Annotated in this window: 16 protein-coding genes and 1 tRNA gene; 1 reads left to right on the top strand and 16 read right to left on the bottom strand. The window is 45.7% G+C overall.

What is annotated here, in order from left to right:
• Nucleotides 1-48: 48 nt before the first annotated feature.
• From DWY55_RS17810 to purU, 7 genes are all read right to left on the bottom strand, one after another.
• On the bottom strand, nt 49-1368 hold the full coding sequence (locus DWY55_RS17810; protein WP_005831418.1) for an aspartate kinase: 1320 nt from the start codon (nt 1366-1368) through the stop codon (nt 49-51).
• A gap of 123 nt (nt 1369-1491) precedes the next feature.
• Nucleotides 1492-2199, bottom strand: coding sequence for a cell division ATP-binding protein FtsE (locus DWY55_RS17805; RefSeq protein WP_005831420.1), 708 nt, complete (start codon nt 2197-2199; stop codon nt 1492-1494).
• 23 nt (nt 2200-2222) lie between these two features.
• On the bottom strand, nt 2223-2828 hold the full coding sequence (gene hisIE / locus DWY55_RS17800) for a bifunctional phosphoribosyl-AMP cyclohydrolase/phosphoribosyl-ATP diphosphatase HisIE (protein WP_009038209.1): 606 nt from the start codon (nt 2826-2828) through the stop codon (nt 2223-2225).
• A 121-nt stretch (nt 2829-2949) separates the two neighbouring features.
• A complete protein-coding gene (hisF, locus tag DWY55_RS17795; RefSeq protein WP_022402028.1) occupies nt 2950-3705 on the bottom strand; it encodes an imidazole glycerol phosphate synthase subunit HisF in 756 nt (251 codons plus the stop codon).
• A 49-nt stretch (nt 3706-3754) separates the two neighbouring features.
• On the bottom strand, nt 3755-4477 hold the full coding sequence (gene hisA, locus DWY55_RS17790; protein ID WP_022402027.1) for a 1-(5-phosphoribosyl)-5-[(5-phosphoribosylamino)methylideneamino]imidazole-4-carboxamide isomerase: 723 nt from the start codon (nt 4475-4477) through the stop codon (nt 3755-3757).
• A 20-nt stretch (nt 4478-4497) separates the two neighbouring features.
• Entirely contained in the window at nt 4498-5088 is a 591-nt protein-coding gene (hisH, locus tag DWY55_RS17785) for an imidazole glycerol phosphate synthase subunit HisH (protein ID WP_022402026.1), read from the bottom strand.
• 89 nt (nt 5089-5177) lie between these two features.
• Nucleotides 5178-6035 carry a formyltetrahydrofolate deformylase gene (gene purU / locus DWY55_RS17780; protein ID WP_005831431.1) on the bottom strand — a complete coding sequence of 286 codons (858 nt, stop codon included), beginning with the start codon at nt 6033-6035 and terminating at the stop codon, nt 5178-5180.
• Nucleotides 6036-6394: 359 nt separating this feature from the next.
• On the opposite strand from purU, the gene DWY55_RS17775 reads away from it, so the two are divergent.
• Nucleotides 6395-6468 (top strand) — tRNA-Asp (locus DWY55_RS17775).
• A gap of 126 nt (nt 6469-6594) precedes the next feature.
• Here DWY55_RS17775 and DWY55_RS17770 read toward each other — a convergent pair.
• From DWY55_RS17770 to DWY55_RS17730, 9 genes are all read right to left on the bottom strand, one after another.
• On the bottom strand, nt 6595-7155 hold the full coding sequence (locus DWY55_RS17770; protein ID WP_120175768.1) for a hypothetical protein: 561 nt from the start codon (nt 7153-7155) through the stop codon (nt 6595-6597).
• 30 nt (nt 7156-7185) lie between these two features.
• Complete coding sequence (locus DWY55_RS17765) at nt 7186-8535, bottom strand: tetratricopeptide repeat protein (protein ID WP_120178229.1); 1350 nt, start codon at nt 8533-8535, stop codon at nt 7186-7188.
• A 56-nt stretch (nt 8536-8591) separates the two neighbouring features.
• On the bottom strand, nt 8592-8885 hold the full coding sequence (locus DWY55_RS17760) for a hypothetical protein (protein WP_133303490.1): 294 nt from the start codon (nt 8883-8885) through the stop codon (nt 8592-8594).
• A 335-nt stretch (nt 8886-9220) separates the two neighbouring features.
• Complete coding sequence (mobV, locus tag DWY55_RS17755) at nt 9221-10567, bottom strand: MobV family relaxase (protein ID WP_120178227.1); 1347 nt, start codon at nt 10565-10567, stop codon at nt 9221-9223.
• 184 nt (nt 10568-10751) lie between these two features.
• Nucleotides 10752-11720 carry a toprim domain-containing protein gene (locus tag DWY55_RS17750; RefSeq protein WP_120178225.1) on the bottom strand — a complete coding sequence of 323 codons (969 nt, stop codon included), beginning with the start codon at nt 11718-11720 and terminating at the stop codon, nt 10752-10754.
• A gap of 205 nt (nt 11721-11925) precedes the next feature.
• Entirely contained in the window at nt 11926-12996 is a 1071-nt protein-coding gene (locus DWY55_RS17745) for an AAA family ATPase (protein WP_120178223.1), read from the bottom strand.
• Between the two features lie 11 nt (nt 12997-13007).
• A complete protein-coding gene (locus DWY55_RS17740) occupies nt 13008-13316 on the bottom strand; it encodes a DUF3853 family protein (RefSeq protein ID WP_120178221.1) in 309 nt (102 codons plus the stop codon).
• Nucleotides 13317-13537: 221 nt separating this feature from the next.
• Nucleotides 13538-14566 (bottom strand): hypothetical protein, encoded by a 1029-nt coding sequence (locus DWY55_RS17735; protein ID WP_120178219.1) that lies wholly within the window; start codon nt 14564-14566, stop codon nt 13538-13540.
• A 10-nt stretch (nt 14567-14576) separates the two neighbouring features.
• Nucleotides 14577-15842: a site-specific integrase gene (locus DWY55_RS17730; protein ID WP_120178233.1), complete on the bottom strand. Its 1266-nt coding sequence runs from the start codon at nt 15840-15842 to the stop codon at nt 14577-14579.
• Between the last annotated feature and the right edge of the window lie 51 nt (nt 15843-15893).

Here is a 15893-nt window from a genome sequence, read left to right as displayed (position 1 = left end):
AAAGAATCTGCGTCATCTGTGTAATCTGCGTCTGAAAAATATCAAGAGTTATTCCTCATTGAACAGCGCATCACTGAGTGACTGCAACGCTGCCTTCTTGTCGCACTCGCGGATGAGGAAAGAAATATTATAGTTGCTACCACCGAAAGAAATCATACGTACCGGTATGTCGCGCATGGCATCCAATGCCTTGGCTTCGAAACCGACGTTTTCCCATTCGAGGTCGCCCACCACGCAGATGATGCACATGTCCTTGTCCACCGTCACTGTGCCATACTTCTTCAAGTCATCCAGAATTTCATTGAGATGCTTCACATTATCGATAGATACGGACACACCCACTTCTGAAGTACAAATCATATCGATGGAAGTCTGGTAGCTCTCGAATATCTCGAAAACCTTACGCAAGAATCCGTGAGCAAGCAACATGCGGCTGGATTTTATCTTGATGGCCGTAATGTTGTCCTTGGCAGCCACCGCCTTAATCTTACCCTTCTCCGTATCATTGGAAATCAGCGTACCCGGAGCAGTGGGGTCCATCGTATTGAGCAGACGGACGGGGATATTGGCATACTTGGCAGGCTGGATGCAGGTAGGGTGCAGAATCTTGGCACCGAAGTATGCCAGCTCGGCGGCCTCTTCGAAATGCAGATGACGCACCGGCGCAGTCTTGTCCACAATACGGGGGTCGTTGTTGTGCATGCCGTCGATATCCGTCCAAATCTGGATTTCGGAAGCGTTGATGGCAGCACCAATCAGCGAAGCCGTATAGTCGCTTCCGCCACGCTGCAGATTGTCTATCTCGCCGTAGGCGTTGCGGCAGATGTACCCCTGAGTGATATAAATCTCAGCATCCGGATGCAGTTCCAGCTGAACCTGGAGCTTGTCCTTGATATAGACCGGATCGGGCTCGGCATTCTTGTCCGTACGCATGTATTCTAAAGCCGGAAGCAACACAGACTTCACGCCGCATTCCTGCAGATAGTAGTTCATCATGGCGGTGGAAATCAACTCGCCCTGAGCCAACACCACTTTCTCCTCAAACAGAGTGAAGAGGTCTTTGGTATAAGAACGGATATAGTCAAAATGTGATTTGATGAGTTCCAGGCCTTTCTGTTTATACTCCGGAGTAGCAAAGAGTTCATCAATGTGCTGGCGATATTTACTTTCCAGCTTGTTGATAATCTCGTTGGCACCTTCCGGATTCTTCTTGTACAGATAGTCCGAAATCTCAACCAATGTGTTTGTGGTACCCGACATGGCAGAGAGAACCACAATCTTACGTTCACCATCGGTAATCAATTTGGCCACTTCCTTCATTCGCTGAGCCGAACCTACTGAAGTACCTCCAAACTTTAAAACTTTCATTTTCGTTCCTGTATTAATTAGTTTATAGTTACAAGCTACGAGCTACAAGTAGGCAGCTGCGGAGCTTTATCGTTAATTTCTGTTCTTTATAAGAATCAGTAGTTAGAGATAACTACTTAACTACTAATCATTGGTTATTGCAGGGGCGTATTCTGCTGTAACATCAGTCATCAGATGGTCTGCGCACCGGTACACCTTGCCGGGAAACTCTCGCAGCAGCTGCAGGTTGTGCGTGGTCATCACCACCAGTGCGCCGGCTTCACTGATGCCGTGCAGAAGTTCTGCAATGGCATGTCCGGTTTCCGAATCCAGGTTTCCGGTAGGCTCATCCGCAAGGATTATCTCCGGAGAGTTGAGCACTGCACGCGCAATCACAATGCGCTGTTGCTCACCACCCGACAGTTCATTAGGCAGCTTATATCCTTTGTTGCTCATCCCCACCAGGTTCAACACCTCTTCTATTTTGTCCTTAATCTCCCCTTTGCTCTTCCAACCGGTAGCACGGAGAACAAATTCAAGGTTGTCGTACACCGTACGGTCTGTCAGCAACTGGAAGTCCTGGAATACGATTCCCAGCTTGCGGCGCAACTGCGGGATGTGCTTACGCTTAATATGGAGCATGTCATACCCCAATACTTCAGCCTCGCCCGATGCAATATCCAGTTCGCCATAGAAAGTCTTGAGCAGGCTCGTCTTGCCGGAGCCCACTTTACCTACCAGGTACACGAACTCCCCTTTGTGAAGTTCCAAATTCACATCGTTCAGTACGCACAACTCCTGCTGGTGTATCTCTACGTCCGTATATCTTATCAGCGCCTCGCCCACCCCCATTTTAATTATTAATTTTTAATTACTTAATGTTTCTTCCACGTCGCACTGTGACGTTCCTCCAATTCACGCGCAAGGTCTTCAATGCGGTATCCTTTGGATGTGAGCAGCACGATGAGGTGATACAACAAATCAGCTCCTTCATAAATCAGGCGTTCGTCCGTACCGTTGCAAGCCTCAATGACGGTTTCCACAGCCTCTTCGCCTACCTTCTGTGCCATTTTGTTGATACCGGACTGGAAAAGACTGGTCGTATAGGAACCTTCGGGCATTTCATCATAACGCTTACAGATGAAATCCTGAAGAAGCTTTAGAAACATAACCGGCTGTTCGTTCTTCTCACCCCAGCAAGTATCTGTACCGGTATGGCAAACCGGGCCTACGGGATGTACCTGCACCAGTAACGTATCCCGGTCACAGTCTTCCTTCATGGAAACCACATTCAGGAAGTTGCCACTCTCCTCGCCTTTCGTCCAAAGGCGGTTCTTGGTACGGCTGAAGAAAGTCACCTTTCCAGTTTCCACCGTCTTGTCATAAGCCTCCTTGTTCATGAAGCCAAGCATCAGCACCTTAGCGGTATCTGCATCTTGTATAATCGCCGGAACGAGTCCGTTCATCTTGTCAAAATCCATTCTATTTACGATTTAGCTATTTACTATTTACGATTGATATTACTTTAAGTGACTGGAGACTTATGATTTGCTTGAGTAATCCCAATCGTAAATCGTAAATCGTCCAATCGTAAACTCACCTTCATCTTCTCATCGCAATTCCTTGGGCACAAAGATACGATTTTAATTCGGGAATTTTGATTTCTCCGAAATGAAAAACACTGGCTGCCAGGGCAGCATCTGCTTTTCCCTGCAAAAAGACGTCACGAAAATGTTCTTTGGCACCTGCCCCTCCCGATGCAATGATGGGGATGGACAATCCGTCGGCAAGGCTGGAAAGCGCTTCATTGGCATAACCGGTCTTGACACCGTCGTGATTCATGCTGGTGAACAATATCTCGCCCGCACCACGTTCCTGGGCTTCTTTTGTCCACGCAAACAGTTCCTTATCCGTTTCCACACGACCACCGTTCAAGTAGCACCGCCATCCCTTCTCTGTCTGTTTGGCATCAACTGCCAGTACACAAACCTGAGAACCGAAGTTCTTCGCAATCTCGTCTATCAATCCGGGACGGCGGATAGCTGAGGAATTGATGGAGATTTTATCGGCACCTGCATTCAGTAGCCTATCCACGTCACCCAGTTCATGAATGCCTCCACCTACAGTAAAAGGAATGCTGATATTCGCAGCTATGCGTTTCACCAATTCAGTGAAAGTCTTACGGCCTTCAAAACTGGCTGTGATGTCGAGAAAAACCAGTTCGTCGGCACCCTGCTCACTATAAGCACGCGCCAGTTCTACCGGGTCGCCCGCCTGGCGGAGGTTCACGAAATTGGTACCTTTCACGGTCTGCCCATCTTTAATGTCGAGGCAAGGAATGATTCTTTTTGCTAACACGGCGGTTTGAGTTATAAGTTATAAGTTATAAGTGATTAATTTTCACCTTTCAACTAACAAAGTTTTCCAACTCTTTGAAGGTGATGCGGCCTTCGTACAGAGCCTTACCGAAAATAACGGCAGGTATGCCGGCGGCTTCCAGCTGGCGTATATCATCGGCACAGCTTACGCCTCCACTGGCTATCAGATAGAGTTCTGGATGATGCTCCAGTATCTCCTTATACAGCGCTATCGATGGTCCTTGCAGCATTCCGTCACAACTGATATCAGTACAGATAACCTTACAGACCCCCTTCTCTACATAGTCTTTCAAGAACGGAAACAGTTCGCAGCCACTCTCATCCTTCCAACCATTGACGGCTATTTTATGCTCTTTCACATCAGCACCAAGAATAATCTTCTCGGAGCCATACATTTGAAGCCACTTACAGAACAATTCGGGATTCTTCACAGCAATGCTGCCGCCGGTCACCATCTGCGCACCGTTCTCAAAAGCTATCACCAAATCTTCATCACTCTTCACCCCACCTCCAAAATCAATAATAAGAGACGTACGCACAGCTATCTGTTCCAACGTGCGGTAGTTTACCACATGATGGGAAGCCGCACCGTCCAAATCGACCACATGAAGTCTACGGATACCATGAGCCTCCAGCTCCAGAGCCACTTCCACGGGATTTTCGTTGTACACCTTCTTGCTGTCATAATCGCCTTGGGAAAGGCGTACACATTTTCCGTCAATAATGTCAATAGCGGGAATCAGTTCTATCATTTTATTTACAATTTGACGATTTACAGTTCCAGGAAATTCCGCAAAATACGCTCTCCCACACTTCCACTCTTTTCCGGATGGAACTGTGTGGCGTAGTAATTGCTTTTATGCAAAGCGGCACTGAACGGATGAATGTAATCCGTCACGGCTGCCGTACAATCATTGACTGGCACATAGAAACTATGTACGAAATAAACAAACTCTTCTTTAGTAAAGCCTTTAAAAAGTCCGCTATTCGTCCGGGCAATGGTATTCCATCCCATATGAGGTACTTTATCCTCGTGCCTCTGCGAAATGAAACGTTTCACATCAGTATCAAAAATACCCAGGCAATCCACATCCCCCTCTTCAGAGTGGCGGCACATCAACTGCATGCCCAGGCAAATGCCCAATACCGGCTGGCGTAACTCCTTTATCAGCCTATCCATACCACCGGCACGCAAAAAGTCCATAGTGGTTTCCGCCTCTCCCACACCGGGAAAGATAACCTTATCGGCAGCACGTAGCACAGCCTCATCTGCCGTAATCACTGCCTCTACTCCCAGACGCTTCAAAGCATAATCCACCGAACGGATATTGCCTGCATTATATTTGACAACTGCAACTTTCATTTTTTTAATTGAGAATTGACCATTGAAAGGTAATAATTGAAAGGTAATGACAAGTTCCCCACCATCAACTATCAATTATCAACTATCAACTAATTAAATATTACCGTTTTGTTCTTATATGCCAACACCTTGCGTTCAATATGCTTCTGAACAGCACGAGAAAGCACAATCTTTTCCAAGTCCTTACCCTTGTTCACCAAATCCTGCACAGTGTCCTTGTGTGTAATACGCACCACATCCTGCTCTATGATGGGACCGGCATCCAACTCTGTGGTAACATAGTGGCTGGTAGCTCCAATAATCTTCACTCCACGTTCAAACGCAGCATGATAGGGCTTCGCTCCCACAAATGCCGGAAGGAAAGAGTGATGAATGTTGATTATCCTATTGGGATAAGCGTTTATCATTTGCTCGGAAATGACCTGCATGTAGCGCGCCAGCACTATGAAAGTTATCTTATGCTTTGCCAGTAACTCCATTTCCTTCTTCTCTTGTTCCTCCTTTGTCTCTTTGGTAATGGGGAAAAGATGGAAAGGAATACCGAAACGCTCGGCCACGTGCTGCAAATCGGGATGATTGCTTATAATAAGAGGTATCTCCACATTCCACTCACCAGCGGTGTAACGCGCCAACAAGTCGAACAAGCAATGGGACATCTTTGAAACAAAGATAGCCATACGCGGTTTTGTATCGGAGAAATAGAGACGGAAATTCATCTCATATTTCTGTGCATACAAAGTGGCAAAATAATCCTCAATCTTTTCCTGAGGCACCAGAAAATCTTTCAATTCCCATTCAATACGCATAAAAAAGATATTCTCTACATGGTCTACATACTGATCCAGATAGATAATATTACCTTTATTCACCGTTATAAAGTCTGTTACTTCTGCCAATATGCCTGGTTTGTCAGGGCAGTGTAGCAACAGTTTGGCTGTTTTCATCATCCTAAAATGTTTTTTATCATTTTTCAAATTACAACATTCTCTTTTTGAGTTCGCAAAAATAACGATTTATTGCAAAACAACGAACTTTTCGAGCAAGAAGTTTAAAACAAGCTCCGAAATGTTTCGTTTTCTCCAGGAAAGGTTTTCATATCAAGAATAAAACAGTGCATAAACGTATTTCTAAACAGTTGTTAAATTTACTTTTCTCTTATTTTTCCAATCTTCTCAATATGAGGATATAAAGCAAATACAGCACAAAACGCTTGGAAAAAAGTTCGCCATAGCTATTGCAGATATCAAAGAAATGCCTACCTTTGCAACCGCAATCAAGAGAGATAGCAACGAAAGAATGAAATAATGGTGCGTTAGTTCAGTTGGTTAGAATACATGCCTGTCACGCATGGGGTCACGGGTTCGAGTCCCGTACGCACCGCAGTAAATATTGAAAACCAATAAATTACAAATAAAACACCCAATTTTACACCCTATAATGTAAAATTGGGTGTTTTATTTTATTTGATGTTTGAAGTCGCAAGGCTAGTTCACCGAAAACATAATTCTATTTTTCCTTAAAAAGAGAATTAGACATTCGTTCAATTATTCTGAAAAGTATGCCTTTTTTCTTATGAGGTTTTATTTTCCGAGGCTTTACTCCCAATATCGCTTGTATTAAATCTTCCATATTTCGTGCTTCCATACCTGCTTTGTCATCATACAAATGAGTATTGTCTATTTCATATTGATCAACGACAAAGCCTTTTTCAATCTTTATAAAGAGTTCTGTTTCATACAAAGAAGCATATCCTTGATGTATATATTTCATCATTTTGCCATGAGGAATACGTATTTCCCCAGAAAACCATTCTGCAAATACTTTCTTTTTATCAGGAAATAAATAATCTAGACCAACCTCCTGAAAATTCTCAATATAAGCCTTTAAATCCGTTAAATAGAGCTTGTTCTTTTCTATACTCCAATAGCCCACATACCCCCTCCAGCAGTTGGTTGTACAGCACTTGAAAGAAATATTGTTATCTTTCAGATATAAATGCAAAGGTTCCGTTGTAAGATAATATTCTTTATTATTATAAACTAAATGTTCTCTTCTTTGTGCAGTCATAAGGTTCTAAATCTGTTTCTTATAAAGGATTTATTTGGTTTTATAATTGCGATATTTGTCAATAAGGGGTTTTACATCCATCCTTCCTAATTCGTAGGCTCTTTCTAAATGGGAGCAAGCATCTGATACTTTATTAACTTTTATTTCTTGAAGTGCTAAATTTACAAGAGTTGACTGTAAATCAAAACCTAATAGCATCGCCTTATTATAAAAGTTGATTGATTGTTCATGATTATCTAGTTGTTCATAAATATATCCAAGATTGTAATATGCTGCTCCAAAATTAGGATTGATTTCTATACACTTTTGGAAAATACTTACTGCATCCTTAAATTGCAACATTTCTATTAATATAGCTCCTTTCATATTATAATATTCAACCTCTTGCGGATTGATTGCAATAGCTTTAGATATTGCATCTATTGCTTCTTTATTCTTCTTCATATCAGATAAAATATGTGCATAATTATATTGAAATTCATCATTGTTAGGTATCAATTCAACAGCTTTTTCTGCATATTGGCATGCTTTTTTAGGGTTTCCAGCTTGATTTTCCATTATTGCTAGATTGATGTAAGCAGATGCGCTTTGAGTTGATTGTGATTCCAACTTAATTGTTCTTTCAAAATACTTCATAGCTGAATCCGGATTATTCAAATGATGAGCATATATTTGACCTATATTAAAATTATTAGATGCATTATATGGATCTATATAGAATGATTTCTTTGAATCGGAAATAGCCTTCTCTATATCCCCCTGTTCTAAATAAATCGTCGCTCTATTTGCTAAAACCAAAGCATTATTTCCATCTATTTTTAAAGCCTTATCCAATAGTTCCAATGCATCTTGCGAATTATCCGCCAAATTAGAGAGACCTACATATATCAAAACTTTATCTTCGTTAGTAGCATTAAACAATGCCTTAGAATAAAAATATTTGGCTTCATCCTTATTATTTAGTTGATACAAAATTGATGCTTTATTAATATAAGCCCCAGTTAAATCAACATTTAAAACTTTTTGCCGTGAGATAAAGTAATTGATGTCCACTAATGCTTCCTTAAATAATCCTAATTTTGATTTCACTGTTGCTCTTTGATAGTATGCAATCATAACCTCTTCTCTATTTTGGTTAAGTTGTATAATTCTATCTAAATCTTTCAGTTCTTCATCGTATCTTGACATTATTTCGTAGATTCTCATTCGTAAGAAATAGAGGCTACTGCTATCGGGATATAACTCTATCGCATTACAGATTTCATTCAAAGCGAGTTGGAATTGATTATTATCCCAATATTCTAACGCTTTTTCTTTTGACGCTTGATGTTGACACGATGCTAATAAAAAAATACTCCAAATAACTAAATATCGTTTCATTACATGTACTCTAATTTGTGATTAATTAATCAAGATGAAATCAATCTAACATGAATTTAATTACGTGCCTTTCCACCACCAGCAACAATGCCTAATAATACCCAAATAAACGTAATCCACCACCAAACATTATAACCCGTAGTGTAGTAATTGGCTTTACAAAGCACATCACTATAAAAAAAGGATCTAATCCAATTGGGTATGCAAAACAAACCATGCCATATCCCTGAATACCAAGTATAGGTTTTATCAGGTTCAATATCACATAGCCACGCCGCTAAAGCACAAGTTATAGCCACAGGAATAGCGAAACAAATAACAATAGATAAGCATCCAAGTAAATTTTTCATAATTAACTGTAGTAACTTTCTAGTTCCTTGAAAGTGATTATAATAAAACATGAAAGCGTGGAACTGCAATGCTCACATCTTCAATCGGAGGCCCTAGGAAAGCCTATACAAACAGATGTACCAATAGCAGCCCACGCTATAGCGTGAGAACCACTATGCTATCATCGTTTGTATGTCTGGGAAATTTCCTAGGTTTCCGACTGAACGATAAGCATAACGCTTCTAAAAATTCTAATATGTTTTGGAGAGAGTTTTGCTCAATCCGATGCAAAAATATGAAAAATAATTAAATAACCCCAACTAAATATATTTGAATTTTCTCATTTTCTTGTGTTTTATAACCTGAATCCCCTTTTTGGGGTGTCCTCTTCTTTTTGGGTGTGGATTACACTCAGTTTTTCTTTGAGTTCCTGAAACTTCATCCTGAACCATTCGAGTATGGGCATATCGTCAATGCACAGCCGGAACTTTCCTTTCTCCTGCGGATTTCTCTCTACGGTTGCTGTCGAGTGGTCTGTCTTGAACTTTTCCCGGTGCTCTTTCGAATAGAGCCTTCCCTTGAACTCTACGGGTTGTAGGGTGACGATTCGCCTTGTCAGTTCCTCGGTGAACCCCACTTCCCGGCATTGTTCGGCTATGGGCAGCAGTTCCGTTACGATAGGGAAATAGGTGTCTATCTGTTCCAGTCTGTTGTCGTATTCCCTGATTTTTTGCTGGTAGTTCAGGTCTATCTTGTTTATCTCGCTGTTGTGGCGGTGCTCCATTTTTGTCTGTTCCCTTTGTTCGGCTTGTACTTGTCTTTGCAGATTGGCTATATTCTGCTTTAAGCCCTCATTCTCCGCTTCCAGCCTCTTGACCTTACTGCCGCCCAAAAGAGAACTCACCCCGTCCGCTATGGCTGTGGTTGCGTGCACCGCCGCACCCTTCATCTTCTGCACGTTGATTTCCCCCTTGACCTTTTTCAGTTTCTTCTGTGCCTCCTCTTCCAGCCCCAGCAGGGCTTCTATGTTCTCCTGCAGGCTGTCCTGCCGTTCCACCAGTTCCTTGTAATATTGTGAGGTCGGTATATGTTTTGCCAGTGAACCGTCTATTCCTCTTTGCAAGCCGTATTTGCTCATGGCTTGTGCGTAGGTGTCCTGATAGTGTTTCAACTTGTGCCTTGCCATGACGTCATCGGCACACAGCCGCACATCCTGCGTGTTCTTCTTGCGGTATTTCTTTTTCCCGTTCTGTTCTTCCTTTCTGGCTTTCCTGCGCTCCCCGGTCACTATCGGTATGATAGTGGCGTGTATGTGCGGCGTCTTCTCGTCCATGTGCAGGACTGCCGACACGAGGTTCCGCTCCCCGTATGTTTCCCGGAGCCATTTCAGGTTGTCGTTGCACCAGCCGTCAAGTCGCCCGTCCGTTTCCATTTGTTTCATGTCCTTGTTGCTTCCGGTGAGCAGCACCCGGATTGCCTTCACCTGGTTGGTGCCCACCTTGCGTTTGATGCCCGCCGTCTCTATCCGGTGCGCTATCGCCTGCGTGCGGTTCCTCACCCCTTCGGGAAACTGCACCAGTTCCCGGTTCAGGTGCGTGCGCTTTCTGTCCGCGTTCTTCGGATGGACGGTGCGCTCTATGTGTGTGGACATTGCGCCGTCCGCACCCTTTGCCTTTTCCAAATGCAAAACTGCATATCCCATAACTGTAATACATTTTTTCGGTTAATACTTCCCCTGCCTTGCTTCCATGCCGTATGGCTGCGGGGTTTCAAAAGGGGCGGCGTCCCTTTTGCTCATTGGGGCTTTTTTAGCGATGCGTGCATTGCGTGAAGAAAAAGCCCTAATGAGCTATGGCTTTTTTCAAAGCCTTCCGTTGGCTGTACGGTTACATCCTGATACCTTTGCCTTTCCTCTCCGGTTGCTCTGTCTTCTGTTGGCTTTTCTCCGGTTCCGGTTTCTGCTGCTGATGTTCGGATTGTCCGTTCTGTTTATCCCGCAGGAAATCGTTCAGGTCGTTGTAGCCTCCGTATATGTGAGATGCGTCCCGGACGCGCAGCCCGTATTCCTCCCGCAGTTCCTGAACAGCTTCTATTCCCGCCTTGTCGTTGTCGAGGAAACAGTGGATGCGCCCGTAACCGCCCAATGGTCGGATTGCCTTGGAGAGGTTGGAAGTCGAGTTCAGTACGATGTAATCCTGCCCGTCAAGGTCGGGACGGTCAGGACACCTTTCCAGCCGCAGGGTGAGGAAGGAGAGGTAGTCCATGAAGCCCTCGAAGAGGTAGCAGGTCTCCTTCGGCTGTTCCTGCCGTATGTGGGTGATGTCCTTCGGTGCTATGCAGCCCTTGAAGAGCTTGTTGCGTATCTCGTAGCCTCCCGAACGGTTGGGAAAACCAACGGTAAAGTAGGGTTTGCCGCCGGTCAGATAGCGCACCTCCCTGCATTCTCTTTTTGCCAGTTCCGTATTTATCCCCCTCTGCCGCAGATAGGACAATAGGGCGGGGGAAGAAAGCGGCACCACTTCCAACTGCTGGAAGCTCGGTTTTGAGAGTGGTTGCCCGCCAAAAGAGAAGGAGACCGGGCGCACGCCGGGTGCCTGCTCCGCTATCCGTTCCAAGAGGTAGGGCAGGCTGTCGGATGCGTAGAGTTCCCGCGCCAGTGCGATGATGTTCCCGCCCCTGCCCGCGCCAAAATCGTACCATAGGTTGCGTTCCATGTTCACCTTGAAGGACGGTTCCTGCTCGTCCCTGAACGGTGACTTGTACCATAGGCTGTCTCCCTGCCGTCTTACCGGGTTGTAGCCAAGACTGTGCAGATATTCCTCTATGCGTATCTGCTTCGCTTCATTCGTATTCATGTAGATTTCTGTTTAAGTGGATATTGTTTTTTCTTTTCGCCCGTACATGTTTGCGGTACGGTCTGTATATATCCGCTTCACTTCACTTCCGTATATATAGGTACGGGAATGAAGTGAAGCGGTTTTTACCATATTCCGGAATATTCCACTTCACTTCACCATATATATACCCCGGTTGACGTGAAGCGGTTTCCAGTCTGCGCCGCTAATAGTGGAAGTCCGGCTTGAAGGTGTATTTCCTTCCGTTCTCCTGCACTATCATCCGCTTGTTTTTCAATACGGTGATGAGGTCACGCAGTCTGTGGTCACTGAGTTTGACACCGACAGAGGCGTATGCTTCCCGCAAAGCCCCTTCAAGTTCCTTGTAGCCGTATTCGTCTTTCAGGGTGAATGCCGCTTCCAGTGCGATGCGGTGCTGCTGTTCAGTGATGTCCCTATACGGGTCGAACTTCCCTCTATTCCCTTTTGTCTCGTCCTTGTCCTTGAACTGGTAGTCCTCCAGCAGTTCGGGCAATGCCTCCCCGTTGATGCGAAAAGCAAATGGCTCGAAGTCCACTGCCCTGATATGTGCGGTTTTGACTGTGCTTACACCGGGGTTCTTCTCGTCCTTTTCTACTTGCAGCACCGTTTCCGCCTTGTTGCTGAGTTCGGTTCCGATGTGCCCCCTTGCATGCTCGTCCCCCTTGTTCTGGTGCAGTATGGTGTGAATGTGGATATTCCTTTCACCCGTCCATGTCATCAGCAGGGAGATTACCTTCGTGGACTCGCCGGAACTGTTGATGTCATACACCATGTCCCGTATTCCGTCGATGACTACCAGCCCAACATTCTCGGTACGGTAGATTGCCTCCTTCACGATTGCTATGCGCTCTTCGGGCGTGTACTTCCGCAGGACGAGGAACTCGAGGTTCTCATGGTTACTGTCGGTCGGCAGCCCCGCCATGCGAAGGCTGCGCCTTGCCACTATCTCACAGTGATAGGTGCTCTGCTCGGTGTCCACATAGAGTATTTTCCGTTTGTTTTCGGGCAGTTCCGCCGTATAGTTCAGTACCGTCCCGTTTTTCAGCGCAGCCGCCACGATTGCGGAGACGTTGAACGTCTTCTTGCTTTTGGCTTTTCCGATTGACGCGCTGAAATTTCCCAGTGTGCCGATGACGGAGCCCTGCACTTTCAGGATTTCAGGCGCCTGCTCGTGGCTTTTCGAGAGGTCAAGCCGCGAGGCATGCCATAGGATTACCGCCTCTTCGGGTGTGATGTTTCTTTCCTTGTTTTCCATACCGCACCTCCCTATCCGCGTCCCCCGCTTTTGCGTCCTGCCAGTTCCAGCGCCATGTCCGCATCGACGATGATTTTGCGCCCTATCTGCGTAATGGCTCTGTCTATCCTCCCGCTTTTCTTGATGCGGTTTGCTGTGGGTATACTGCACCCGAACAGCCGGGCTATGCCGCCTATCCCGTACACGTATTTTTTGTCCTTGTCGGCTGCGGGTTGCACCGTTCTCACTTCATTTTCCTGCAAGGCGTGGCGGTTCAGGAGTATAAATTCCTCGCCCGTCATCTGCCATACGGGTTTTGACAATAGGTTTTTCACTTCCATTTTCTTGATAAGATTAAGTTTACACTGCAAGCCCTGCGCATGGGCTTTTTACCTCGTTCGAACAGTGCAAAGTTACTTCCGGGTACGGGTGGTAAGGATGTGGATAGCGCGATTTGAATATCACGCTATCTTGTTAAATATCAGCAAGTAATAAAGAGTGGTGAGAATTATTTTGAGTGGTAAAAGTGGTGGTATCGTGGAATGTCGGGACATATCACCGGCTATCGGAATACTGACCGCATTTCCCTTGCAAATTCCCGGTTGCTGTCACTGGGGAAATCGGAAACGGGCTCTTTGTATTTTGACTTGTAGTATGCATCGTCTATTCCCAGCAGGTTCATGATGTCCTCTTTCCATTTCTCTCTGTCCGGTTTGGGCAGCGTTTCACTCATTAGGAAAATGAGATAGCATACACGTGCCTTCTCCCTCGGTCTTATTTTCAGTCTGCCTTCGCATGGTTGCAGGTTTAGGTTGGCGTAGAAGTCCAGTTCGGAAACGGTTTCAAACTGTTCACCGTTGCATTTCTCATAAATGGCTGACAGCAGCCGCATGGGGAAATAGGCGGGCGGGCTTGCCGGGGTGGTACCGGATGCGGACATTCCCTTTTCTTCCCCTTCCTTTTTCTTTTGGTCGGTCAGGTATTTTTCAAGGATTGCCAATAGTGAGCCGCCCAGCCTGCAAATGTCCCCGCAACGGTTTTGCAGGCATTGCAGGGCTTCCCGCCTTGTCTGCTCCTTCTGCCTGTACAGTTCATCCAGTTTGGCTTTCTCCTTGTCGTATTCCCGTTTGCACCGTTCGTACCTTCTTTCCAGCAGTTCCTCTTCCTGACGGTCATGTTCCCTGAAACCTACCGCCTCCAAAGAGCCGTTGGCTTCCATAAGCTCCCGGTAATATCCGTTTGTGACTTCCATCTGTCTGTCAATACCCCAATCAAAACGGCTTTCATGCTGTCGGCAGACATATCCGGTATCGAGACAGTTGAAAAACTCCTTGCAGGTGTTGTAAGTCGAGATGTTGCTTTCAATCTCACGTTTCAGGCTGTTCAGCAATATGGAGAAGTGCGCGGCGTTCATTTCAAGCATGAGGCTGATAAGTGCCGTCTCAAAGGTCTGCGTGTCCCCGTACTCTCTGTAAAAATCAGAGATGAACTGCTGCTTCTCAAAAGAGAAACTTCCGCCGGACATTATTTCGGTGTATATCTTGTTGAGCTTCCCGTAGCGGGGTATCATTGATGTTATTCTTTCTTCCATAGTGTGATAGTTACAGTTGGTTGAATTTGCTCATTGCGTTTGCCTTCACGTCATCGGCTATGTCTATGTAGGGCTTCATCGCCTTGTAGTCGCTGTGCCCCGTCCATTTCATCACCACTTGTGCGGGGATGCCCAATGCCAAAGCGTTACAGATGAATGTCCGTCTTCCGGCATGGGTGCCCAGCAGCGCGTATTTGGGTGTAATGGTGTGTATACGCTCACTGCCCTTGTAGTAGGTCTCGCTTACCGGCTCGTTGATTTCCGCAAGTTCTCCCAGTTCTTTCAGGTAGTTGTTCATCTTTTGGTTGCTGATGACCGGGAGCGCCTTGTGTCCTTCAAACTCCACGTCCTTGTATTTGTCAAGTATCGCCCTGCTGTGGTTGTTCAGTTCGATGACAAGGCGGTCAGCAGTCTTTACGGTGGTGATTTCTATATACCCGTCCCGAATGTCGCTCCGTTTGAGGTTGTACACGTCCGAATAGCGCAGCCCACTGAAACAGCAGAACAGAAAGACGTCCCTTACCCGTTCGAGATATTGCTTGGTCGGGGGTATCTTGTAATCTTTCAGTTTGTTCAGTTCTTCCCATGTGAGGAATATCACCTTCTTTTGGACGCTTTTCAGCTTCGGGTTGAAGCTCTCGTAGGCGTTGTTCATGCAGTACCCTTTCTTGGTGCACCACCGCAGGAACCATTTCAGGTAGGCTATCTGCTTCATGGTGGACGTGTTGCGCAAGCCTTCCACGTCCTTGAGGAAATTCACGTAGCTTGTCAGCTTGGGTTCGTCCAGTGCCTCGAAGGTCAGTTCCTTGTCGAACTTCTCAAGGTGTTTTCTCACTGCGGCGAACTTCTCATAAGTGGCGTCAGACCAGCCGTTCTGTGTCCCACATTCCTTGATGAACTCCCCGAACACCTCCATAGGTGCGAACGTCAAGGGCTTCTGCTGTTCCTCCTCCCTCTTTTCGCTATGCAGGTTGTTGAAAGCCTCCTTTACTTGTGCGGTGGTAGGCATGGTTCCCTGAACCTCGAACTCCTTGAAGATGTTCTGTATTTCCGTATAGTAGCGCAGCAGGTCGGTGTTGATTTCGGATGCGCTCTGTTTCAGCTTGTTGGTGCAGCCCGGCTTTACACGCTGTTTGTCGGTGTCCCATTTGGCTGCATCGATGCGGTAGCCCGTTGTAAACTCGATGCGCTGGCTGGCAAATATCACACGCATACGGATAGGCACATTCTCTACGATTGGTACGCCGTTCTTCTTCCGGCTTTCCAAATGGAAAATCCAGTGTAAGCTGCCCCCTAAAACCAAGCGATTCTGCCCCCTTAAAACATT

Source organism: Bacteroides sp. AF25-38AC (assembly GCF_003602995.1).
In the GTDB taxonomy this organism is placed as follows: domain Bacteria; phylum Bacteroidota; class Bacteroidia; order Bacteroidales; family Bacteroidaceae; genus Bacteroides; species Bacteroides uniformis.
Note: the sequence above shows the minus strand (reverse complement) of the source record. Positions and strands in the feature narration are given on the sequence as shown.